This is a genomic window from Kribbella sp. DT2 (genome assembly GCF_049844575.1).
In the GTDB taxonomy this organism is placed as follows: Bacteria; Actinomycetota; Actinomycetes; order Propionibacteriales; family Kribbellaceae; genus Kribbella.
This window is the reverse complement of record NZ_JBNCLH010000011.1, coordinates 15589-38487: the sequence shown is the minus strand read 5'-3', so window position 1 is coordinate 38487 and position 22899 is coordinate 15589. Positions and strand designations below refer to the sequence as shown.

General features: G+C 70.0%; 21 protein-coding genes. 9 read left to right on the top strand and 12 right to left on the bottom strand.

Annotated elements, in window-relative coordinates; genetic code table 11:
- Positions 1 to 671: 671 nt before the first annotated feature.
- Entirely contained in the window at positions 672 to 1466 is a 795-nt protein-coding gene (locus ACLQ2O_RS35770) for a hypothetical protein (protein WP_425841084.1), read from the bottom strand.
- An 82-nt stretch (positions 1467 to 1548) separates the two neighbouring features.
- Positions 1549 to 1929, bottom strand: coding sequence for a winged helix-turn-helix transcriptional regulator (locus tag ACLQ2O_RS35765; protein WP_425841081.1), 381 nt, complete (start codon positions 1927 to 1929; stop codon positions 1549 to 1551).
- 96 nt (positions 1930 to 2025) lie between these two features.
- On the opposite strand from ACLQ2O_RS35765, the gene ACLQ2O_RS35760 reads away from it, so the two are divergent.
- Positions 2026 to 2433 (top strand): RidA family protein, encoded by a 408-nt coding sequence (locus tag ACLQ2O_RS35760; protein WP_425841078.1) that lies wholly within the window; start codon positions 2026 to 2028, stop codon positions 2431 to 2433.
- A gap of 5 nt (positions 2434 to 2438) precedes the next feature.
- Here the strand turns inward: ACLQ2O_RS35760 and ACLQ2O_RS35755 are convergent, their stop codons facing one another.
- On the bottom strand, positions 2439 to 2897 hold the full coding sequence (locus ACLQ2O_RS35755) for an Lrp/AsnC family transcriptional regulator (RefSeq protein WP_425841075.1): 459 nt from the start codon (positions 2895 to 2897) through the stop codon (positions 2439 to 2441).
- A gap of 111 nt (positions 2898 to 3008) precedes the next feature.
- Between ACLQ2O_RS35755 and ACLQ2O_RS35750 the strand changes: the two genes are divergently transcribed.
- Positions 3009 to 3419, top strand: a complete 411-nt coding sequence (locus ACLQ2O_RS35750) for a DUF2000 domain-containing protein (RefSeq protein WP_425841072.1) — start codon at positions 3009 to 3011, stop codon at positions 3417 to 3419.
- A gap of 66 nt (positions 3420 to 3485) precedes the next feature.
- Here the strand turns inward: ACLQ2O_RS35750 and ACLQ2O_RS35745 are convergent, their stop codons facing one another.
- Positions 3486 to 4448, bottom strand: a complete 963-nt coding sequence (locus ACLQ2O_RS35745; RefSeq protein WP_425841070.1) for an asparaginase — start codon at positions 4446 to 4448, stop codon at positions 3486 to 3488.
- Positions 4449 to 4483: 35 nt separating this feature from the next.
- Here ACLQ2O_RS35745 and pcaD point away from each other — a divergent pair, with 35 nt between their 5' ends.
- A complete protein-coding gene (pcaD, locus tag ACLQ2O_RS35740; protein WP_425841068.1) occupies positions 4484 to 5242 on the top strand; it encodes a 3-oxoadipate enol-lactonase in 759 nt (252 codons plus the stop codon).
- Here the strand turns inward: pcaD and ACLQ2O_RS35735 are convergent.
- Positions 5235 to 5627: a PPOX class F420-dependent oxidoreductase gene (locus tag ACLQ2O_RS35735; RefSeq protein ID WP_425841065.1), complete on the bottom strand. Its 393-nt coding sequence runs from the start codon at positions 5625 to 5627 to the stop codon at positions 5235 to 5237. The genes pcaD and ACLQ2O_RS35735 overlap by 8 nt on opposite strands.
- An 85-nt stretch (positions 5628 to 5712) precedes the next feature.
- Here ACLQ2O_RS35735 and ACLQ2O_RS35730 point away from each other — a divergent pair, with 85 nt between their 5' ends.
- On the top strand, positions 5713 to 6171 hold the full coding sequence (locus ACLQ2O_RS35730; RefSeq protein ID WP_425841063.1) for a winged helix-turn-helix transcriptional regulator: 459 nt from the start codon (positions 5713 to 5715) through the stop codon (positions 6169 to 6171).
- A gap of 74 nt (positions 6172 to 6245) precedes the next feature.
- A complete protein-coding gene (locus tag ACLQ2O_RS35725; protein WP_425841060.1) occupies positions 6246 to 8177 on the top strand; it encodes a TIGR03960 family B12-binding radical SAM protein in 1932 nt (643 codons plus the stop codon).
- Between the two features lie 14 nt (positions 8178 to 8191).
- Here ACLQ2O_RS35725 and ACLQ2O_RS35720 read toward each other — a convergent pair whose 3' ends face one another.
- The 4 genes from ACLQ2O_RS35720 to ACLQ2O_RS35705 form a co-directional block, all read right to left on the bottom strand.
- Positions 8192 to 9556 (bottom strand): HAD-IA family hydrolase, encoded by a 1365-nt coding sequence (locus ACLQ2O_RS35720; protein WP_425841057.1) that lies wholly within the window; start codon positions 9554 to 9556, stop codon positions 8192 to 8194.
- A gap of 10 nt (positions 9557 to 9566) precedes the next feature.
- Complete coding sequence (locus tag ACLQ2O_RS35715; protein WP_425841054.1) at positions 9567 to 10904, bottom strand: M20/M25/M40 family metallo-hydrolase; 1338 nt, start codon at positions 10902 to 10904, stop codon at positions 9567 to 9569.
- Between the two features lie 149 nt (positions 10905 to 11053).
- Entirely contained in the window at positions 11054 to 11326 is a 273-nt protein-coding gene (locus tag ACLQ2O_RS35710) for a hypothetical protein (protein ID WP_425841052.1), read from the bottom strand.
- An 11-nt stretch (positions 11327 to 11337) separates the two neighbouring features.
- The gene (locus ACLQ2O_RS35705; protein WP_425841049.1) at positions 11338 to 13392 is read right to left on the bottom strand and encodes a M43 family zinc metalloprotease; all 2055 of its coding nucleotides are present in this window, start codon (positions 13390 to 13392) and stop codon (positions 11338 to 11340) included.
- Between the two features lie 382 nt (positions 13393 to 13774).
- Here ACLQ2O_RS35705 and ACLQ2O_RS35700 point away from each other — a divergent pair, with 382 nt between their 5' ends.
- Positions 13775 to 14323 (top strand): hypothetical protein, encoded by a 549-nt coding sequence (locus tag ACLQ2O_RS35700; RefSeq protein ID WP_425841046.1) that lies wholly within the window; start codon positions 13775 to 13777, stop codon positions 14321 to 14323.
- Between the two features lie 19 nt (positions 14324 to 14342).
- Here the strand turns inward: ACLQ2O_RS35700 and ACLQ2O_RS35695 are convergent, their stop codons facing one another.
- Positions 14343 to 15332 carry a GNAT family N-acetyltransferase gene (locus ACLQ2O_RS35695; RefSeq protein ID WP_425841044.1) on the bottom strand — a complete coding sequence of 330 codons (990 nt, stop codon included), beginning with the start codon at positions 15330 to 15332 and terminating at the stop codon, positions 14343 to 14345.
- Between the two features lie 131 nt (positions 15333 to 15463).
- On the opposite strand from ACLQ2O_RS35695, the gene ACLQ2O_RS35690 reads away from it, so the two are divergent.
- A complete protein-coding gene (locus ACLQ2O_RS35690; protein WP_425841041.1) occupies positions 15464 to 17968 on the top strand; it encodes a S8 family peptidase in 2505 nt (834 codons plus the stop codon).
- 10 nt (positions 17969 to 17978) lie between these two features.
- On the opposite strand, the gene ACLQ2O_RS35685 is transcribed toward ACLQ2O_RS35690, so the two are convergent.
- Together ACLQ2O_RS35685 and ACLQ2O_RS35680 are read right to left on the bottom strand one after the other, a co-directional pair.
- On the bottom strand, positions 17979 to 18857 hold the full coding sequence (locus tag ACLQ2O_RS35685) for a prephenate dehydratase (protein ID WP_425841038.1): 879 nt from the start codon (positions 18855 to 18857) through the stop codon (positions 17979 to 17981).
- 39 nt (positions 18858 to 18896) lie between these two features.
- Entirely contained in the window at positions 18897 to 19700 is an 804-nt protein-coding gene (locus tag ACLQ2O_RS35680) for a lysophospholipid acyltransferase family protein (protein ID WP_425841036.1), read from the bottom strand.
- Between the two features lie 191 nt (positions 19701 to 19891).
- Between ACLQ2O_RS35680 and ACLQ2O_RS35675 the strand changes: the two genes are divergently transcribed.
- Positions 19892 to 22186: a M64 family metallopeptidase gene (locus tag ACLQ2O_RS35675; RefSeq protein ID WP_425841033.1), complete on the top strand. Its 2295-nt coding sequence runs from the start codon at positions 19892 to 19894 to the stop codon at positions 22184 to 22186.
- Between the two features lie 146 nt (positions 22187 to 22332).
- A complete protein-coding gene (locus ACLQ2O_RS35670; RefSeq protein WP_425841031.1) occupies positions 22333 to 22833 on the top strand; it encodes a DUF1772 domain-containing protein in 501 nt (166 codons plus the stop codon).
- The last annotated feature ends 66 nt before the right edge of the window (positions 22834 to 22899 follow it).

Genomic DNA, 22899 nt, shown 5'->3' with positions numbered 1-22899 from the left:
CTGGCCCAAACGGCGCCCACTGCCCCGCAATGCGACGACTGCTCTCTTGTTCGACGACTGCCGCGGTACAACGCGGCAGTCGTCCAACAACGAGCCAGTCAGCCGCAGGCGAACCAGCCGTCAGGACGAGGAACTCGCGTGAGTGTGTGCCGGATGCCGGCTCGGCGGTCTGGGGCGGGAGCGGACTAAGTGCAGGCTGCGGCCGCCGGGCGTGTGGCGAGAGCTTGGGTGAAGCGCCGTGGCGCGTGGTGGTCAGGGGGCAGGAGGCGGTGAAACCGGCGGGGGGTTGTCGGAGGCACCGGCGTGCGTGGGGTGGCAACGCAGGGTGAACCGGTTGGGCTGTGTGGAGGGATGGGCGGGTGGACCGGTTGGGCTGTGTGGAGGGATGGGCGGGTGGACCGGTTGGGTTGTGTGGAGGGATGGGCGGGTGGACCGGTGGGGTTGTGTGGAGGGACGGGCGGGTGAACCGGTTGGGCTGTGCGGAGGGACGGGCGGAAGAACCAGCGGGGCCGTGCGGAGGGACGGGCGAGACAATTTGGTGAGGGGCTCGGGGAGTCCGCAGATGCCGGGTGGTTGGCGCAGGAAGGAGCCGGCGGGAGAACCGGCCGAGGTGCACGGGGAGCCGGCGGCGTATGAGAAGGCCGGCCTGGTGCGAGGAGATCGGCTGGGCGCTAGCCTCGGGAGAACCAGCGGCGGCGGGGTGCGGGGAGCGGGATCTCGAGGGAGCCGGTGAGGAAGACGTCGGCGCTGACGACGGCTCCCGGGAGGGGGACGGTCACGGTGGGCGGGAGGCAGACGTCCGCCTCGAAGCCGGCTGAGCGGACTCTGGCGACGACGAAGTCCTGGCCCGTGAGCATCGTCGTACGGCGCTCGGCGTAACGGACGACGCCGTTGAGCAGAGCCGCCGGCTCGGCCTTGCCGCCCGAGCCGAACATGCCGCTGGGGATGAAGGACTCGGCGGCAAGGCGGGGCGGCCAGACCCAGTCGTCCTCGTAGTGGTCGGGCCGCGGGCCGGAGTCGCCGTTGCCCAGCAGGCTGGCGTCGGCGGTGGCGAAGGCCTCCGCGTCGGCGAACACCTCGGCGTCCGGCGCGAGTGCGATCACGCTGGCCATGCCCTCGTGCTCGGTGTCGCCGAGCACGGCCAGTTCCTCGAGCTCGACGGCCATCCGGGTGACGGTGTCGCCGTCGACCACCACGTCGGCGACGGCGGCCTCCTCGCCCACCCGGCGTACGTTCCCGAGCCGGACGGTCCGTTGCCCGGCGTACGACGGTGTGAGGCGGGTGATTCCGCGCTTGCCGCGCGTGAGCAGCAGGCGGGCGCCCGAGGGGTCCTCCCAGCGCAGCAGCTCGAGTCCGTCGTCGGTGCGCGCGATGGGCGTTGCCTGCGGGCCGATCCGTTCGACCAGATCGGCGAACGCCTCCGGCGACCCGACACCGAGCCCGAGACAGTCCAAGTTCGAAGCCATACCGCCGACCCTTTCAGCCCGACCGCCGGCGTGCCAGGACATTTCCGTCCGTCCCCCACACCTTGCGGGAACTGTCACACGCTCAGCTGTCGAACTTGCGGCGGGAGGACTCGATGTCGGCGAGGTAGCGGTGGGTCCAGTCGCACATGCCGCTGACCACTGTGTGGAGGGCCTGGCCTGGTTCGGTCAGGGTGTAGTCGACGCGGGGTGGGACGGTCGGGTAGACGGTGCGTTCGACCAGGCCGTAGCGCTCGAGCATGCGCAGGTTCTGGGTGAGCATCTTGTGGCTGATGCCCTCGACCTGGTCGCGCAGCTCGCTGAAGCGCAGCGTGCGGTCGGCGAGCAGCTCGATGATCAGGAACGCCCACTTGTTGGCGATGTCGGAGAAGATCTCCCGCGCCAGCGAGTCCGCACGGGTGAGGTCCGCGTCCTCGGGCGAGCCGCTGTACTGCTTGGTCACCATCTGGTTCCCCGGTCACTGAAAAGTGCGTTCTTCCCTGGCCGCCAATACTCTCCTACGGTTTCTGGGTAACCACAAGAGAGTACGAGAGGCGACCCGATGAGCGTGACCTTGATCAACCCCACCGACCTGCCGCAGATCGACCTGTACCGGCAGGTGTCGGTCGCGACCGGCTCGCGGCTGGTGTTCGTGGCCGGCCAGGTCGCCTGGGGCGCCGACGGCGCGACGGTCGGTGAAGGCGACCTCGCAGCCCAGGCCGAGCAGGTCTACCTGAACCTCGCCAAGGCCCTCGCTGCCGCCGGCGCCACCTTCGACGACGTGGTGAAGCTGACCGTCTACCTGGTCGACTGGACGCCGGACAAGATGCCGGCGTTCCTCGAAGGCGCCGGCCGGGCCTTCGCGCGGCTCGGCGTGAACCCGGTCCCGCCGTTCACCGGCATCGGCGTCGCCGCCCTGGCCGCGCCGGACCTGCTGGTCGAGATCGAAGCCGTCGCCGTCCTCGACTGAGGTCCTCAGCGCTGGGGGAGGGGCATCACCGTCGTACGGCGGTGGTGCTCGAAGACGACCGAGCTGCGGATGTCACCGATCTCCTGGCGCTTGGCCAGCTGCAGCACGAGGTCGCGCAGCGCCTGCGTGTCCTTCACCGCGACGTGGGCGAGGAAGTCCGAGGCGCCGGAGACCATGAACATCTCCAGCGTCTGCGGCAGGCTCTGCACGTAGTCCTGGAACGCCGTCGCGACGGCCATCGCCTGCGGGCGGAGCTTGATCGAGATGATCGCCTGGGTGGACCGGTCGATCGCGTGCAGGTCGACCGCCGCGTGGTACCCGCTGATCACGCCGCGGTCGCGCAGGCCGCGGATCCGCTCCAGGCAGGTCGACGGCGCGATGCCGAGTTCGGCGGCCATGTCGCGGTTGGTGCGGCGTGCGTCGTTCTGCAGGATGCGCAGCAGGGCCGTATCAAGTTCGTCCATGCCGACCAGTTTCGCTCAGGGGCCGAACTTCGTTCGGTAGGTCAGCGCGTACGACGTACGGATGGCTAGCGTTGACGCGGATCTGTTGAGCACGTGGAAGGAGTCCGCCCGATGCTGGCGAACAAGATGGTGGTGGTGATCGCGGCCGAGGCGCCGGTCGGCGTCGCGCTGAACACGGCGGCGTTGCTCGGGGTCGCGCTCGGGCATCATCACGAGGAGGTCGTGGGCGCGGCGGTCGAGGACGCGTCGGGCGCGGTCCACGAGGGCATGTGCGCGCACCCGATCCCGGTGCTGCGGGCGTCGGGCGAGCAGCTGCGAGAGCTCCGCGACCAGGCGGCCGCGCGCGACGGCGTCACGGTGCACGACATGAACCAGGTCGCGCAGCAATCGCGGACGTACGAGCAGTACACGGCGACGGTCGGCGGGACGAAGGCGGAGGACCTGGAGTACATCGGCCTCGGTCTGTACGGGCCTCGCGCGGCCGTCGACTCGCTGACGGGCGCGCTGGGGCTCTACCGCTAGGACCTTGAGCGCCGCTCAGCCACGAAACTGGCGCCGGGGTGGCTGAGCCGTGCTCAAAGTGGCGGGTCAGATCGCGGGGACGATCTCGCCGACCGGTTGGCCGCCGCCGAGGACGGGGACGTGGCGGAGCGCGGCGGCAGCTGTGACGTCGGCGCCGCACTTCTCCAGCAGCGTCAGGGCCAGCGCCGTCGTCGCGCGCGGGTTGCCGTCGATGACCTTCACCGCGACCGCGTGGCCGTCCGGGGCGGCCATCGCGATGACGCCTTCCGCGCCGCCCTTCGCCAGTACGCCGGGCAGCAGTCGCATGGTGTCGGAGTTGAGATGGCCCCGGCCGCCGACGTACTCGGGGTGCTCGCGCATGGCCGTGGCGACCTGGTGCTCCGCGGTTCCGGGAGCGGCCGTGGCCAGCAGGCTGAACGAGCGGGCCAGGCCGATCAAGGGCATCCCGAGCAGGGGCGCGCCGCAGCCGTCCACGGTGACGATGCCGGTAGTTGCCTCGGTCAACCGCTCGATCTCGGCCTGGATGATCTGCTGGACCGGTGAGGCCGGGTCCAGGTAGTCGGCCGGACCGGTGAGAGTCACGGCCGCCGCGAGCATGGCCGCGTGCTTGCCCGAGCAGTTCATCCGTACGGCGTCCGGCGCGCCGCCCTCGCTGATCAGCCGGAAGCGGGTCGGCTCGTCCTCCGGCCAGTCCGGCGGGCAGCCCAACGCGGAGCGGTCGAGTCCGGCGGCGCCGAGGATCTTGTCGACGACGGCGACGTGCCGATCCTCGCCGGTGTGGCTCCCGGCGGCGATGGCCGTCTCAGGACCGTCCAGTACGGCGCCCGCCACCAATGTGCCGACCGCCTGCAGCGGCTTGGCCGTCGAGCGCGGCAGGATCACAGCGTTGACGTCTCCGGCGGTGAAGACCCGCGCACCGGACGGCGACAACGCGACCGCCATCCCGAAGTGCCGGCTCTCGACGAACCCGCTACGCACCACCGTGGCGAGCTCGACGAACCCGTCCACCCCAGGAACACCCTTAGACATGCCGCGAAGCTAACACCGTCACTAAGGTGACGAGTATGCGGCTCAACCACCAGACGACCGGCCCCGACGACGCGCCCGTAGTACTGCTGGCCTCGTCGCTCGGCACCAACCACGCCATGTGGGCGCCTCAGCTCGACGCCCTGTCCAAGAGCTTCCGCGTGATCGCGTTCGACCACCGCGGCCACGGCGCGTCCGAGGCGCCGCCCGGGCCGTGCACGATCGAGGACCTCGGCAACGACGTCATCGAACTGCTCGACACGACCGAGACCGAGCAGGCGTCGTACGTCGGAATCTCGCTCGGCGGTGCCGTCGGGCTCTGGCTGGCACAGAACGCGCCTGATCGGTTCCACCGTTTCGCCCTGCTCTGCCCGCCGGTCAACCCCGCCGCCAACGCCCAGACCTGGACCGACCGCGCCGCGCAGGTCCGCAAGGAAGGCACCCAGGCGATCACCGAGGCGACCCTCGGGCGTTGGTTCCTCCCCTCGTACGCCGAAACGCACCCCGAGGAGGTCGAGACGATCCGCCGGCAGCTCCTCAGCACCAGCGACGAGGGCTACGCCGCTTGCTGCGAGGCCCTCAGCACGCTCGACCTGACCGCCGGCCTCCAGGACATCACCGCGCCGGTCCTCCTGATCACCGCCGAGCAGGACACCTCAATCCCACCGGAAACAGTCGTCCCGCTCGCCCAGGCCATCCCCGGCGCCCACCTGGAGATCCTCGAGGACGCCGCCCATCTGGTGACGTACACCCACCCCGAACGGATCAACCCCCTGCTGCTGACCCACCTCAGCTGACCCCGACCGTGTGGTGCTCGACCTTGATCAGCGCCACGACCCGCTCCTGCTCGCGGGAGTACGGCTGCCCGATGTACTTCATCGCCACCCGGTCCACGATCGCCCACGCGGCGTCTCCGTCGATCCACTCGACGACCCGTCCGCGCAGCGTCACCGGCAGGAACGGGTTGTCAGGCGCGGTCAGCGAGAGCGCGACCCGCGGGTCCTGCTGCAGGTTGCGCGCCTTGCGGGACCCGGGCCCGGTCAGGAAGACGACGTGGTCGCCCTCGGTGTCGACCCAGATCGGCACCGAGTGCGGCGACCCGTCCGGAAGCACGGTGGCGAGGTGCCCGATCGCGGTGCTCTCGACGACCGCGCGGACCTCGGTGGTGAGTGAGTTGCTCATGAGCGCTCCTCCAGCTTGGGGTTCCTTGAGGAGACCGTAACAGTCAAAGTTCCCTCAGGGAACCCCAAAGAGCTACCCTGACACCATGCAGAGGACCCAGTTCCGTGACATGGCGTGCTCGATCGCCCGCACGCTCGACGTGATCGGCGAGCCCTGGTCGCCGCTGGTGCTGCGCGACGTCTGGGCCGGGATCAACCGCTTCGACCAGATCCAGGCCGATCTCGGGATCTCCCGCAAGGTGCTGACCGAGCGGCTGGGCCACCTCGTCGAGCAGGGCGTGCTCGAGCGCAGACCGTACGACGCCCGCCCGCGCTACGAGTACGCCCTGACCGCCAAGGGCACCGACCTGCTCGACGTACTGATGGCGATGTCCGGCTGGGGCGACAAGTACCTGGCCGGTGAGGCCGGCCCGCCCGTGCTCTACCGGCACCACGCCTGCGGCGAGATCACCAGGCCCGAGCTGCGCTGCGCGGACTGCGGCGAGCCGATGCGCGCCGCGGACGTCGATCTGCTCCCCGGCCCGGGAGCGAAGGTGCCGGGCTGAGCAAGGGATGCGGGGGATGGGCAACGGCGGCGTTAGGCTGGTAGGCGCCCTGTCCTCGTACGGAAGTGTCCTTGATGACTGTCGAGTCGTTGTTCCCCCGCCTGGAGCCGGTGCTGCCGGGTGTGCAGAAGCCGATCCAGTACGTCGGCGGTGAGCTGAACTCGGTCAGCAAGGACTGGGACAGTGTGAGTGTCCGCTGGGCCCTGATGTACCCGGACGCCTACGAGGTCGCGCTGCCCAACCAGGGCGTGCAGATCCTGTACGAGGTGCTGAACGAGCGCGAGCACATCCTGGCGGAGCGGACCTACTCGGTCTGGCCGGACATGGAAGCCGTGATGCGGGAGCACAAGATCCCGCAGTTCACCCTCGACAGCCACCGCCCGGTGCGGGCCTTCGACGTGTTCGGGCTGTCGTTCTCGACCGAGCTCGGGTACACCAACATGCTGACCGCGCTCGACCTGGCCGGGATCCCGCTGTACGCCGTGGACCGGACCGAGGACGACCCGATCGTGCTGGCCGGCGGGCACGCCGCGTTCAACCCCGAGCCGATCGCGGACTTCATCGACGCGGCGGTGCTCGGTGACGGCGAGGAGATCGTGCTCGCGGTCTCCGAGGTGATCCGGGAGTGGAAGGACGAGGGCAAACCGGGCGGCCGCGACGAGGTGCTGCTGCGGCTGGCCAAGTCCGGTGGCGTCTACATCCCCAAGTTCTTCACCGTCGAGTACCTGCCCGACGGCCGCATCCAGCGCGTCGCGCCGAACAAGCCGGGCGTGCCGTGGCGGACGGCGAAGCACACCGTGATGGACCTCGACGCCTGGCCGTACCCGAAGAAGCCGCTGGTCCCGCTGGCCGAGACCGTGCACGAGCGCTACTCGGTGGAGATCTTCCGCGGCTGCACGCGCGGCTGCCGGTTCTGCCAGGCCGGGATGATCACCCGCCCGGTCCGCGAGCGCAGCATCACCACGATCGGCGCCATGGTCGAGAACGGCCTCAAGCAGTCCGGGTTCGAGGAGGTCGGGCTGCTCAGCCTGAGCTCGGCCGACCACAGCGAGATCGCCGAGGTGGCCAAGGGACTGGGCGACCAGTACGAGGGCAGCAACGTCTCGTTGTCGTTGCCTTCGACAAGGGTCGACGCGTTCAACATCACGCTGGCCAACGAGTTCTCCCGCAACGGCCGGCGCAGCGGTCTGACGTTCGCCCCCGAGGGCGGCTCGGACCGGATGCGCAAGGTGATCAACAAGATGGTCAGCGAGGAGGACCTGATCCGCACGGTCGCGGCGGCGTACAGCCACGGCTGGCGGCAGGTGAAGCTGTACTTCATGTGCGGCCTGCCGACCGAGACCGACGAGGACGTGCTGGCGATCGCGGACCTGGCCAAGCGGGTGATCGCGACCGGCCGCGAGGTGTCCGGCCGCAACGACATCCGCTGCACGGTGTCGATCGGCGGGTTCGTGCCGAAGCCGCACACGCCGTTCCAGTGGGCGTCGCAGCTCGGCGTCGAGGAGACCGACGCGCGGCTGGCCAAGCTGGGGGCCGCGATCCGCTCGGACCGCAAGTACGCGAAGGCGATCGGCTTCCGGTACCACGACGGCAAGCCGGGCATCATCGAGGGTCTGCTGTCCCGCGGTGACCGCCGCGTCGGCCGGATCATCGAGGCGGTCTGGCGTGACGGCGGCCGCTTCGACGGCTGGAGCGAGCACTTCTCGTACGAGCGCTGGCTGGACTGCGCCGACAAGGCGCTGGCCGGCGAGCCGGTCGACCTGGCCTGGTTCACCACCCGTGAGCGCGAGTACGCCGAGGTCCTGCCCTGGGACCACCTGGACTCCGGCCTGGACCGCGACTGGCTCTGGGAGGACTGGCAGGACGCCCTCGAGGAGGACGGCGCGATCGAGGTCGAGGACTGCCGCTGGACCCCGTGCTTCGACTGCGGCGTCTGCCCGCAGATGGGCACCGAGATCCAGATCGGCCCCACGGGCAAGAAGCTGCTCCCGCTATCGATCGTCTGAGCGCCTGTACGCCGTCAGCCGGCTGAGCCGACGGCGTACAGCGTTTCGCTGAGCGGCTGTTCGGCGGCGCTCGCCAGCACGAAGCCGTCCATGGTCGCCGGATCCACGTACGGGTTGGGGAGTCCGACGGTCAGCATTCCCGCGGCGGCTGCCGCGACGATGCCGTGCGGCGTGTCCTCGACAGCCAACGCCGCCCGCCCCGGCAATCCGAGCCGCGCCAACGCGAGGTTGTACACCGCCGGATCCGGCTTGTGCCCGTCGACCTCGTCGCCGGCGGCGATGACATCGAACAGCTCCAGCGCCCCCACCCGCTCCAGGTGCCCAACCACCCACGTCCGGGGCGAGCTGCTCGCGATCCCGACCCGAAGGCCCAACGCTCGGGCCTCGAGCAACCAGTCGTGGATCCCCGGCCGGAAGTCCATCTCCGCGTGCAGCCGATCGCGATGCGCCGTCCGCCGGGCATGACTGGCGTCCCGGTCGAAGCCCGGCACGAGCTCCGCCAGCCGTGAGTACCGCACGGTGCTGGTGTCGCCGCCGTGCCCCGGCCAGAAGTCGTCCTCCAGGTCGAGCTCCAGCCCGTGGTGCGCCCACTCGGCCTTCCAGCTCTCGACCATCGTGGTCTCGGTGTCCATCAGCAGCCCGTCGAAGTCGAACACCACCGCCTCGACCTCGACACCGCCGAGCAGCCGCAGCCCGAGCCGATGGATCTCGCGCGGCGTCAGCCCGCACAACGCCAGATAAGCCCGTACGCCGCCGTACCGCTGATCCACGTGATCGAGCGCCGACAGGATCGTCTCCGGCAGCGACCGCCACAGCACACCGGTAGTCTCACGCTCATCAGAAGGCAGCGCCGCAATCCGCTCCAGGATCCCCAGGTTCGCCTCACTGACGGCGAAGTCCGCAGCGATCGTCTCCCGCGGTACGCCGGCCAAGTCCTGCAGCAACGCGACGAGCAGCCCGGTCCGGTCCTTGCCGGAACGGCAGTGCACGACGACCGCCTGGTCGAGCGGAACTGCCGCGATCGCGCGGTACGCCTGGAGGATCTGCCCGGTGTTGCGATCGAGGCTGCCGCGGTAGATGTCGGCCATCAGCGGCTCGTCCCCGGCGACGCGGAGCTTCTCCGCCGCCGGGTCGATCCACGGGATCCGCCGGTACGCCGGGTCGCCGTCGAGCGGGTGCGGCTCGGTCATCTCCCAGTCCGACCGCAGGTCGAGCACGAGACCCGCCTTCACGCCGCGAAACGCGGCCCAGCCGTCGTCGTCCAACTGGTGCAGGGAGTCGGTCCGGACCAGCCCGGCGCGCGTCGTACCGCCGTACCGGGTGGGCAGGCCGGCCAGGTCGCGGGTGTTCAGGCATCCGTTCCAGCTCAGGTCCGTCACCTCCCCAAATCTATGACACCGTGCTTATGACACCTCCCAGGGACTCGTAATCCGTCCAGGAGGTCCCGTCCCACGCTTTGTGGTGCATCGCATGGTCCGTGCCGACGACGAACACGTCGAGCAGACCGGGGCCGCGGGAGACGATCGAGCCCGCTGGTCGCGGCCGGGCTGTGGTTACCTCGACCTCGACCAGCCAGCCCGCGAGCGCCGCGGTGTTCATCCGCAGGATCTCGGCGGCGAGCGGCCAGTTGAGCGTACTCAAGGTGTCGTTGGCCGAGTGGATGTTGCCGTTGGCGCTGTCCGCGCCCTCGATCGTCAGCAGCGCGGGCATGCCCGCGGTGATGAACGGGACGTGGTCGCTGGCGAACGGGTTGAACGACGTCTCCACCTTCAGACCCGTGTACGTCGCCGCGGCCGCGGTCAGGTCCGCGATCTGCGTCGCCGACACGGCCGCGCCTTCGAGCAGGACGGTCGGGGTCGAGCTGTTCTTGGACGCGATCATGTCCATGTTGAGTACCGCGCGGATCCGCGCCCGGTCGGCGGCGGGCAGCGCGGCGACGTACTGCTTGCTCCCGTGCAGGCCCTGCTCTTCACCGCCGAAGAGGATCAGCCGTACGTCGTGCTGCCAGCTCCGCGTCGCGAGCACCCGCCCGAGTTCCAGTACGCCGGCCGAACCGCTGCCGTTGTCGTCGGCACCGGGCGCGGACGCGGCCGGGCCGCCGGCGTGGTTGATCGAGTCGAGGTGCGCGGTGATCAGCACGAGTTCGCGCGGGCCCGGGCCGGCACCCGGGCGGTCGCCGATCAGGTTCTCCGAGTGGCCGGCGCCGACCGTGATCGGCATCCGGGTCGTCGAGTAGCCGTGGGCCACCATCTTGGCTTCGGCGAAGTCGGCCGCCTGGGTGTACGTCGCGCTGAGCGAGTGCCGGGTCGGCAGGTTCGCGAACCAGGTGAGGTCGGCCTGGTAGGCGGCGGGGGAGAGCTGGGCGAGCAGGTCGGTGGTGGTCCGCTCGACCCGTTGCGCCCCGAGGGCAGGGACGTCGACGACGACCCCGGGACGCAACGGTTCGACGCGCCAGTGGTGGTTGGACCGCCGCCGAGGCTTGTCGGCGGCGGAGATCACCAACTGACGGCCGTGGTCGAGCAGGGGAACCACGTCCGGGAAGTCGTCCTGGAACGACCGCCCGACCTGCGTGACCAGCAGCAGCCCCGGCACGGTCCGCGAGGCACGACCGAGCCGTTGCTCGGCCGCACACCACAAGATGGTGCGGTCGCCGAGCCGAGCCGCCCGCTCGGCATCCGCCGCCTCGGCGGCCGGTACGACGAGATAACGCACAGGTGGTGTGGTCATGGATCCTCCTGCCAAACCAGCTCTTCCAGCCCACGGCTGCTTCCGTTTCTCACCACTGGCCCGTTGTACGGCGTCAGTCGTCGAACAAGGGACCAGTCATCCAACAAGGGACCAGTCATCGAACAAGGGACCAGTCGAGGGAGCGGGGTCTACTGCCAGGCGAGTTCGAGGCGGTCGGCCGTCGCGTTGACCACGAGGGCCGAGCCGGTGGCGCCGCGGGCGACGACGCCCGACGGCTCCCACTGACCCAGGTGTTCCTCGGGGGCGTCACCGCGGCCGATCAGGCGTTCGACGAAGGTGCCGTCGGCGCGGAACTCCACCCCCCGCCGGCCGCGGGCCGGCGGGAAGGCGAAGTCGTCGCGGCGGTAGACGCTGAGCCCGTCGTGGTCCTCCTCGAAGGAGTGCGTCCACCGCCCGACCACCAGCTCGGGGCTCAGGTCGGCACCCTCTCCCCGATGGTTGCCTTGGGCATCATCGCGGGTGCGGCACCCGGCGACGGTGCCGGCAGCGTGACCTTGAAGTCGCTGATGATCCCGCCCAGCGGTTCGTACCCGGTGGCCGACGGTCCCCAGGCCGTCCCGTCCCACCACTTGTGGTAGAGCCCGCCGTCGGTCCCGACCACGAACACGTCCAGCCGGTCGCTGTCCCACGCCGTCACCCGCGGCTCGTCGACGCAGATCCCGCCGAGGGACTCGAAGCCCGACCACGCCGTACCGTCGTAGGCCTGGTGGTAGAGCGCGGAATCCGTTCCCAGCACGAAGACGTCCAGCCGGTCCGGACCCCACGCGACCGCCGTCGGCGCGCTCGCGCAGATCCCGCCCAGCGACGACCAGCCCGACCACGCCGTACCGTCCCAGGACTGGTGGTAGAGCGCCGAGTCGGTGCCGAGCACGAACAGGTCGATCCGGTCCGGGCCCCACGAGACGACGGTCGGCGGGCTGGTGCAGAGCCCGCCGAGGGACTCGAAGCCCGACCACGCCGAGCCGTCCCACCACTTGTGCCAGACCGCGTTGTCGGTGCCGAGCACGAACACGTCGAGCCGGTCAGGTCCCCAGGAGACCACCTGCGGCGGGCTCATGCAGGTCCCGCCGAGGGACTCGTAGCCGTTCCACGCCGACCCGTCCCACCACTTGTGGTAGATCGCGCGGTCGGTGCCGAGCACGAACAGGTCGAGCCGGTCCGGCCCCCAGGTCGCCACTCGAGGCGGGCTCATGCAGATCCCGCCGAGCGCTTCGTAACCCGTCGCGGACGGTTCCCAGGCCGATCCGGTCCACGCCTTGTGGTAGACGCCGTGGTCCGTTCCGAGGACGAACGCGTCCAGCCGGTCAGGTCCCCAGGACGCCACTTCCGGAGCACTCATGCAGACACCACCCATGTACTCGTACCCGCCGGCCGACGGTCCCCAGGCCGATCCGTCCCACCACTTGCGGTACATCGCCCGGTCGGTGCCGAGCACGAACGCGTCCAGCCGGTCGCCGCTCCACGCCACCACCGGGCCCGCCGGCACCGGCGTACCGGCTTGTTCGTACGACGAGCTGAGTTCGGTCCGGACGGTGTCCAGGCACGCGTCCATCCGGGCGACCTGGTCGGTCGTGAACATCACCATGCCGCGGTCGTCGGTGTAGTCCATGTAGTTCACGAACAGGTCGCCGTCCGGCCCGTTGCTGCAGGACAGCTTCGGGAACACCGGTACGCCGAAGTTCGGCCCGCCCTGGTTCGGGGTGTCGGCGACCTCGTCGCTGCCGGAGCAGCCCGAGCCGTCGTCGCCCCAGATGTGGAACAGGTTCAGGTAGTGGCCGATCTCGTGCGTCGTGGTCCGGCCGAGGTCGAACGGCGCGGCCGCCGTACCGGTGGTACCGAAACCGCTGTGCAGGATGACGACGCCGTCGGTCTCGGCCGGTCCGCCCGGGAACTGGGCGTAGCCGAGTAGGCCGCCGCCGAGCTGGGCCACCCAGATGTTCAGGTAGCGGTCGGTCGGCCAGGGGTCGATGCCGCCGGTCACCGAGGACTTGACCTGGTCGTCGTGCGTGAACGAGGTCTTGCTGGTCTGGGTCCGGGTGACGCCGATCGTCGGGTTGCCGTCCGGGTCCTCGGTGGCGAGGAAGAACTCGATCCGCGAGTCGGCGACCAGGCCGGTGAACGGCGCCGGTACGACGCCGAGGTCGGTGTTGGCGGCCCGGAAGTCCCGGTTCAGCACGTCGAGCTGGCTGTCGATCTGCGCCTGCGAGACGTTCTGCACAGCGGTGTTCCAGACGACGTGGACCACGACCGGGATCTTCGCGACGCCGGAAAAACGATGCTGACGGGCCACGTACTGCGTTGTCGCGTTCTCCAGAGCGGACCGGGCCGCCGCGTACGCCGGATCGCTGGACAGCAGCCGCCGGTGAACCTCCATCACCCCACAACTGCGCCGCCCCGGCCGCTCCACGTCACCCCCGGACCCACTGGTGTCCCCACCCATCCCACCACCGGCGCCAGGCATGCTCATCCGTGGAGGTTCGGTCACTCCGTTGGACATCGGCCCGCCCGGCATGCGGTCCGGATCGGTCCCGTGGATCTTGTCCGCTCTCCCGTTGGCCTTTCTCGGCATTGCTCCCCCAAGGTGTCCGGGGGCGACGAGCAGGACGGAACCCCGCGCACGCACCGACGGTCCCGGACCGAGACGCTTCCCAGATCCCCCAGACCCACGTTTCAGCTGAAGACGGAGTCTTCCCGTCTTCCCCCACGAACAGGCTGCCCCCCAGCGACTGCTCGCTCTCACCATGCGACGGTACGCACGTACAGTGCAAGACCTCAGCCTCCGGCAACCAGATTCACCGAAAACCCAACAAACGTTGGAGAATTGCTTGAAACCTCAAGGGGGAGGCTCGATGCGCCGAGAACTGTCCGTCCCGTTCGAGACCCGCGGGCAACGCGGCCTGGTCAACGTCCGCGTGCTCGCCAACGACGACCCGTGGGCGTCGGGCCACCAGCTGATCGTCCCCGACCTGGACGCCGAGACCTTCCGCGGCTTCCCGATCTGTACGGCGAGCATCCGCTACCACGGTCAGGGCCTGAACGCGGTGATGGGCTGGATCCAGGTGGTCGCCCGCAGCTTCGACGGCGACACCACCGTCGACGTCCTGCCGTACTTCGCCGGCGCCGCCCCGTTCCACTCCTACGGCCACCTGCCGACGTTCTTCGACGCCCCCGCGAACCCCGACCACCCCGACGGTGTCTGGACGGCGACCACGTTCCTGGCCGTCGTCCCCGACGTGATCCGCAGTCGCGAGGCCGTCCCGATCGCCGCCTTCACCTGGGGCTACCGCCTGGTCGGCGGCCACCCGTCGACCCTCGACCCCGAACGCCGCGACCACGCCAACTGGTCCGGCCACCGCGCCGTACTGGACCGCGACTACCCGGCCTGGACCTTCAGCTGACGATCCGCCAGGGGACCGTTCAGCCGAGCTCGAGCTCCAGCAGCACCCGGTGGTCGCTCGCGCGAAAACCGAGCTTGGAGTTGACCGCGATCATCGGCGCGTTCTCCGGCGCGTTCCACGTGTGCAGCACCGCCGGGTGATCCAGCTCGGCCTGCAGCGACCGCAGGTTCGGGATCTTGACCGCGATCCCCAGCCCCCGCCCGCGATGCTCCGGCCGCACGAACGTGTCGTACTGGTAGAGCCGTTCCGGCACCGCGACGTTGCCACCCATCTGCGTGTACGCCGCCAGCTGCCCGTCCGCGTCGACCGCGACCGTCGTGTGGGTGAACCGCCGCTGCTCGATCCGCCGCGCCTCCCGCGCGACCAGCCGCTCCGGCGTCCACACCTGAAGCTCGACGCTGCGGTCGCCGTGCGGCACGTCCCGGCTCATCGCCGTGTACGCGTCGGCGAACTCGCCGAGCCACTCGTCCGGCGTCCGGTCGCGCCACTGCACGAGCTCGTACCCCGGTACGACGCGCTCGAGCGCGTCGACCACCGCGTCGTCCATCGGCAGCTCGATCACCTGGTGCAGCTCGCTGTGCTTCGGCACGAACCCGCGGGCCTGCGCGAACGCCGTACCGGCGCTGGATCCGGTCTCGGCCGAGGCGATCACGGACGTGGTCAGCAGCGTCCGGCCGTCGGCCCGTGCTCGCCTCTCGACCTCGTCGAGCAACCGGGACGCGACCCCGCGGCGGCGGAACCGCGGGTCGACCGCGATCTCGACGTCGACCACGTGCGTGTTCTCGGTCAGCCACCAGTCCAGCCAGACCATGCCGAGCCAGTCGTCGCCGTCGACCAGACCGAGCCCGTTCGAGCGTTCGTCGGGGTCGTTGCCGGTGAACAGCCCGCGCGTCTCCTCCTGCCCGAGCCCCACCGGGAACTCCTGCTCGGCCCGCCGGACGTCGTCCCGGACCTTGAAGAACTTCTCGAACACGACCGGGTCGTGCCCGTCCACCTCGACGATCTGCATCCCCGAACCCTAGGTCCCGTACGTTGTCGACCGCGCGGCAATTATCCACCGGACGTTTTCCGTCGAGGTGAAATGTTTGCCGCCGGCGCCGGACATGTGTGAGGTGAAGGCCGACGACGAAGGAGTGACGCGTGCGCAAGCGACGATGGACGACCCCCGTACTGGCAGCTGTCCTGCTGCTGGCTCTGGTCCCGCTCAACCAGGCCAACGCCGAGCAGCCGAACGAGACCGGTGCGAAGGACCGGACGATCACGCTGGTCACCGGTGACAAGGTGGTCGTCAAGGCCGGCGACCGGCTCGCGGTCGACGGGCGCGACGGGATCGGGTTCGAGGTCCGCAAGAGCGCGGAGGCGTGGACGGTGATCCCGTCCGACGTCCGCGGCGCGGTCGAGTCCGGCAAGCTGGACCGCCGGCTGTTCGACATCGCCCTGCTGCTCAGGGACGGGTACGACGACGCCGCGCGCGCCGACATCCCGCTCATCGTGACCGGCGCCGCCGTCCAGTCCCGGCAGGCGACCAAGCCCCTGAAGTCCGGTACGGCGCTGTCGGTGCCGAAGGAGAATGCCGCGGCCGACTTCAAGCAACTCACCCAGCAGTTCGGCCGCCAGTCCACCCGGAGCGCGCCGACGAAGATCTGGCTCGACGGCAAGCTGCGTCCGTCGCTCGACCACAGCGTCCCGCAGATCGGCGCCCCGGCCGCCTGGCAGGCCGGCTACACCGGCAAGGGCGTCACGGTCGCCGTGCTCGACAGTGGCATCGACGCGACCCACCCGGACCTCACCGGCCAGGTCGTCGCCAGCAAGAACTTCACCACCGAGCCGGCCGCCGACGTGGTCGGTCACGGCACCCATGTCGCGTCGACCATCGCGGGCAAGGGCACCGACGGGTACAAGGGTGTCGCTCCCGACGCGAAGCTGCTCGACGGCAAGGTGTGCGACGACTTCGGCGGTTGCGCGGAGTCCGAGGTCCTGGCCGGCATCGAATGGGCCGTTGCGCAGAAGGCGAAGGTCGTCAACCTCAGCCTGGGCGGATCCAGCCAGGAGGCCGGTCCGCTCGACCAGGCCGTCGACCGCTGGACCCACGAGACCGGAACCCTCTTTGTCATTGCCGCAGGCAACAACGGCCGCGAGGTCGAGTCACCCGGTACGGCGGCCTCGGCGCTCACCGTCGGCGCGGTCGACCGCGACGAGAAGCTGGCGTACTTCTCCGCGCCCGGCCCGGTCAGCGGCGGCCTGATCAAGCCCGACGTCACCGCCCCGGGCGTCGGCATCGTCGCCGCGAAGTCCTCGGCGTCGCACCCGGAGGAGCCGGTCGGCGACAAGTACGCCCGGATGTCCGGTACGTCGATGGCCACGCCGCACGTCTCAGGCGCCGCCGCGCTGCTCGCGCAGCAGCACGCCGGCTGGAAGGCGACCGAGCTGAAGGCCGCGCTCACCTCGACCGCGAAGGAGAACCCCGAGCTCACGCCGTACCAGGAAGGTTCTGGACGCGTCGACGTCGCGCGGGCGGTGCGGCAGACGCTGGTCGCGACGACGTCGAGCGTCTCGTTCGGTACGGCGCAGTGGCCGCACGCGGACGACAAGCCGGTGACCAAGGAGGTCGGCTTCAAGAACCTCGGTACCGCGGCCGTCACGCTCGATCTCAAGGGTGAGCTGACGAAGGGCAGCGCCGCCGGCGTGCTGAAGCTGAGCGCGGACAAGCTCACCGTGCCTGCGGGTGGGACGGCGTCGGTGCAGGTGACCTCGGAGACCACGCACAGCGGCCCGGACGGGCTCTACACGGGTCGACTGACGGCAACGGCCGGAAGCCAGCAGGTCGGCGTCCCGCTGGTCGCCGACAAGGAGGTCGAGAGCTACAACGTGCCCGTCAGTGTGCTCGGCACCGATGGCAAGCCCCTCCCGGCCGACCAGGTCTACCCCGGGCTCGTGAACGTCGACACGCTCGAGTCGAGCGATCCCGGTCGCGTTGCCAAGGGCAAGTACACGCTCGACGTCACGGCGTTCGGGCCGAACGGTGAGCACTACCGGATGATCCAGCCCGAGCTCACCGTCAGCCGCGACGCCAAGGTCGTCGTCGATCTGCGGAAGGCGAAGCCGGTCAAGATCACGGTGCCGCGGGCCGACGCCGGCACGTTCGTCGTGTTCTTCGGGTACGAGATGACGAACCAGGCCGGCCGGAAGGCGCTGACGTTCAACCTGCAGCCCGAGGGCGAGAACCTCTACCTCGGCCGGATGGGCAGCCCGGTGCCCGGTGACCGGTTCCAGAGCTTCGTCGCCTCGTACGTCGGCAAGGTCGCCGCGGACGGCACGCTCACGAACACGCCGTACGTGTACGGGCTGATCGACACCCGCTCCGGCCACTTCTTCGACGGGCTGCAGCGACGGATTCACACCGACCGCCAGCTGGCGCACGTCGTTGCCCAGTACAAGGGTTCGGGTGAGTCCGACTGGGCGCTCATCGGCCGCCGCCCGGGCGTAGACACGTTCCCGATCGCCGCGTCGGTGAAGCTGCCGGGCACGGTGGATCAGTACCTGGAGCCACGCACCGACTGGCAGCAGATGCTCGGCGAGGTCGAGAACGAACCCCGGCAGTACCCGATCGGCAGGACGACGTACGAGACGCTGACTACGCCGTAACTATCACGTTCTAGTGATGAGGTCGCAGAGCCCGGTTCGCCGCGGGCTCTGCGATCTGCGTGCGGAACGGGTGGGCGGGGTAGACGCCGAGCAGGCGGACCTCGACCGAGAAGAACGCGAGCTCCTCGAGCGCGAGCGCGACGTTCGGGTCCTCGGGGTGGCCCTCGACGTCGGCGTAGAACTGGGTCGCGAAGAACGTGCCGCCGAGCTGGTAGCTCTCCAGCTTGGTCATGTTGACGCTGTTGGTGGCGAAGCCGCCGAGCGCCTTGTACAGCGCGGCGGAGACGTTGCGGACCCGGTAGATGAAGCTGGTGATCACCGGGCCGGACCCGACCGGCGGGACCTCCGGCTCACGGGACAGCACCAGGAAGCGCGTCGTGTTGTGGTGCTCGTCCTCGACGTCCGTGGCGAGCACGTCCAGCCCGTACAGGCCGGCCGCGGCCCGCGGCGACAGCGCGGCGACGGTCGGGTCACCGAGCTCGGCGACCTCCCGCGCGGCGCCCGCGGTGTCGTCGGCGACGACCGTCGACCAGCCGTGCTCGCGGATGATCTTGCGGCACTGCCCGAGCGCGTGGACGTGGCTGCGCACGGTCGTGATCGCGTCGAGCGTGGCGCCCGGCGTGACCATCAGCTGGAAGTGGATCGGCAGGAAGAACTCGCCGATGATGTGCAGCCCGGACTCCGGCAGCAGGTGGTGGATGTCCGCCACCCGCCCGGCGATCGAGTTGTCCACCGGGATCATCGCCAGCCCGGCGCGCCCGGTGCTGACCGCCTCCAGCGCGTCCTCGAACGTGGTGCAGGGCAGCTGCTCGCGCTCGGGAAACATCTCGGTGCATGCCATCGCCGAGTTGGCGCCTGGCTCACCCTGATAAGCGATCGGTCCGTCCACGGTTTCCCAGCGTACGCCTAGGCCGTCTCAGTCTGCGGATCAGGTGTCCGACTTGCGGACCTTCTTGGGGGCGCCGGTCGTGGCCCGGCCCTCCAGTGACTTGGCCTTGGTGGCGTACATGTCGACGTACTCCTGGCCGGACAGCTCCATGATCCGGTACATGATCTCGTCGGTGACCGCGCGCAGGATCAGCCGGTCGCCCTCCATCCCGTCGTACCGGGAGAAGTCCAGCGGCTCGCCGAACCTGACCGTCGGGGAGGCCAGCGAGGCGACCACCTTGCCGGGCGGGGCGACGACGTCGGTGCCGATCACGCCGACCGGGATCACCGGCGCCTTGGACTCCAGCGCCAGCCGGGCGACGCCGGTCCGGCCCTTGTAGAGGCGGCCGTCGTGCGAGCGGGTGCCCTCGGGGTAGATGCCGAACAGCTCACCGCGCTCGAGCACCTTCATCCCGGCCCGGATCGCGCCCTCGGACGCCGAACCGCCGGAGCGGTCGATCGGGACCTGGCCGGTGCCCTTGAAGAAGCCGCGCTGGAACCGGCCCTTGATCCCGGCGCCGGTGAAGTAGTCGGACTTCGCCACGAACGTGATCCGGCGGCGGACCGCCAGCGGCATGAAGATCCAGTCCGCGTACGACAGGTGGTTGCTGGCGATGATCGCCGGGCCGAGGTCCGGGATGTTCTCCGCGCCCTCGATCCGCGGCCGGAAGATCCGCCTCACCGGGGGACCGAGCACGACGTTCTTCAGCACCCAGTAGATGCCCTTGCCGTCACCGTCGCCAGTGTCGTCGACCGGTTGGTCGCGGTCCGGTTCGGGCCGCGGCGACTGTGCCGGTTGCGTCATCGATGTCCTCTCCTCACGTTCCCCGAGCCCTCATGATGCCGTACGCCGCGTGAACATGCGGTACGACGGCGGCGCGCGGCAACCGCTGACAAGGAGGGGCCATCGTTCGTAGGCTTCTCACGGCGGGCTCCGGACGAGCCGCACGGGAACGCCCAAGCAGGAAGGCCGCAGTTGTGAGGACTGGTTTCAGGGTGCGCCGGCTGACGGCCGTCGTGGGGGTGGCGGCGGCGGTCTTCGCCGGGCTGCCGCTCGCGACGGCGGCCGCGGACAAGACCGACTTGGGCGTGCAGGCCGCACCCGAGGCCAAGGTGGTGCCGCTGCAGGTGACCGGACCGGCGGCATCGCGGTTCAACCTGGTCGTGATGGGCGACGGCTACACCGCCGCCGAGCTGCCGAAGTTCCGGGAGCAGGTCGACAAGCACCTGAACATCCTGTGGAGCATCGAGCCGTTCAAGTCGTACCGCAACTACGTCAACGTCTACGCGATCGAGATCCCGTCGCCGCAGAGCGGGGTGGACTGCGATCCCGACCTGACCTCGCCGAAGGTCGACACCCCGCTGCAGATGGGCTTCTGGGGCGGCTGCAACGCCGGCAGCGTCCAGCGCCTGCTGACGGTCAGCTCGAGCGCCGCCGCGACGTACGCGGACCTGGTCGCCGGCACCACCTCGTCGAACCGGCAGATCCTTGCCATCGGCAACAGCGACACGTACGGCGGCGCCGGCGGCAGCTACGCGACCGCGTCCGGCGGCAACGCGCTGTCCGCGCTGATCACCCCGCACGAGCTCGGGCACTCGCTCGGCGGGCTGCAGGACGAGTACGACTACTACGCCCGCGGTGAGCGCGGCGAGCCGTTCGTCGGCCCGGAGCCCAGCTCGATCCACCACACGCTGCTGACCGAGCAGCAGATGCTCGCGGAGCAGAAGAAGTGGTGGCGCTGGCTCGGCGACGACAGCGAGAGCGGTGGCACGATCGGCCGGTTCGAGGCCGGCCAGTACGCCGGGTCGGGGATCTGGCGGCCGAGCAAGCACTCGATGATGAAGGTGCTCGGCTACTACTTCGACCAGGTCTCCCGGGAGCGGATGACGCAGCGGATCTCGTCCCGCGCGACGCTCTTCCAGGCCGGTACGCCGGCCGGCGCGGTCGCCGGCGACCAGGTCGTCTGGCTGCAGACGCTGCACCCGGCCAGCCACGAGCTCGACGTCAGCTGGACCCTCGACGGTGTCGAGCTCGAGAACGGCAACGCGCGCTTCCTGGACCTGGCGAACCTCGACCTCCCGCCCGGCGCGCACACGCTGACCGCGAAGATCGTCGACCCGACCGAGTTCGTGCGCGACCCGGCGGTTCGGGCGTCGTCCGCCCTGACAGCGACGCGCACGTGGACGGTGGACACCACCCAGCAGACGCCCGCCCCCGCCTCGGCCGGCGCCCCCTCTTTCACCACCTCCACCGCCACGGATCACGCCGTCAACGCCGACGAGGTCGTGTACGTCGAGACCACCCAGTCCGACACCGACCAGCCGGCCGTCAGCTGGCAGCTCGACGGCGCCGACGTGCCGAATCCGGGCAACGACCGGGACTTCGACCTGTCCGCGCTGCACCTGACCGGCCGGCACACGCTGACCGCGACCGTCGGCACGAGCACGCTGAGCTGGACCGTCGACGGCGTCCAGGCCGAGGTCACCTCGACGCTGTCCAAGCCGCTGCTGACCGTGCAGAAGCCGACCGGCCCGGAGTACGTCTACAACGACGCGTTCACGATGAAGCTGGCCGCGACCGACGACAGCCCCGGGTACGTCGTGCCGGAGTTCCGCGTCGACGGCGACGGTTGGTACAACTACTACGGCTGGCCGACCGACGCGAACGCGCCGTTCAGGTTCACCGCCGAGGGCACCGAGATCGACCAGCTCGTCTACGGCAAGCTCGGCGTACCGCGGGTGGTCCCGTGGGACGACGTCCCGCCCGGCTACGGCCGGCACCAGGTCGAGTACCGGGCGATCGATGCCTCCGGCAACATCGGGGACGCGCGTCGGTTCGCGGTGACGTTGTTGCATCCGGCCCCTGCCTGTACGACGACGGTCACCGGCGTACGGAACGGGCCGCTGACGGTGGCGAACGGCGTTACCTGCTTGAAGAACGCGACCGTCAACGGTCCGGTCAGCCTCGGCGCCGGAGCGTCGCTGGTTGCCACCGACAGCAAGATCTCCGGACCGGTGCGCGGGGCTCGTGCGGCGCAGGTCCACCTGCTCCGGACGACGGTGAACGGACCGGTCGCGCTGGAGGGGATCACCGGAGCCGCGGTGGTCGTCGGCAGCACGGTCAGCGGTCCGATCTCGGTGACCGGCGCCCGGACGGCGGAGCCCGTCGTACTGGCCGGCAACACCGTCAACGGCCCGCTCGCCTGCTCCGGCAACACGGCGGCCCCGAGCAACCTGCAGGCACCGAACAAGGTCGCCGGCCCACGCTCGGGGCAGTGCGCCGGGCTCTGACGGAGGGGCCGCGTTCGCCTGACGGCGGGCCGGGGTCGTCTGACGGCGGCCCGAGTACCCCGCATTCGGCCCGGTGACAGGTCCGTGGCAGCCCCGCAGCGGTAGTTTGCCGCTGCGGGGCTGACTTTCGGGCTTGGGAGGGCTGGATGAACGGACTACGGGTGGCGTCACTGCTGGCGGCCACCATCACGACCGGGCTGGTCGCGGGCGTGTTCGGGATCTACGCGAACGCGATCATGCCCGGGCTGGCCAAGACCGACGACAAGACCTTCGTCGGCGCCTTCCAGTCGATGGACCGGGCGATCCTCAACCCGATCTTCCTGGGTCTGGGCTTCGTCGGGGCGCTCGTGTTCACCCTGCTGGCCGGCGTACTGCACCTGAAGGAGGACGCCTTTCCCTGGATCGCCGTCGCGTTCGTGCTCTACCTGGTCACCTTCGTCGTCACGATCGCGGTGAACGTCCCGATGAACGACGCGCTCAAGGCAGCCGGCGACCCGGGCACGATCGACGTCGCCGCCGCCCGTGCCGCCTTCGACGAGGCGCGCTGGCGCTCGTTCAACCTGCTCCGGGTCGCGCTCAGCACCGTCGCCTTCGGCCTGTTGGGCTGGGCCCTGTACGTGAGCGGCCGGTCCTCGGTTCAGCCGTGACCGTCCGTCGCCGCGGTTGCTGCCAGTGACGATGTGAGTCTGCGGCGCCGGGCTGTCAGAATGCCG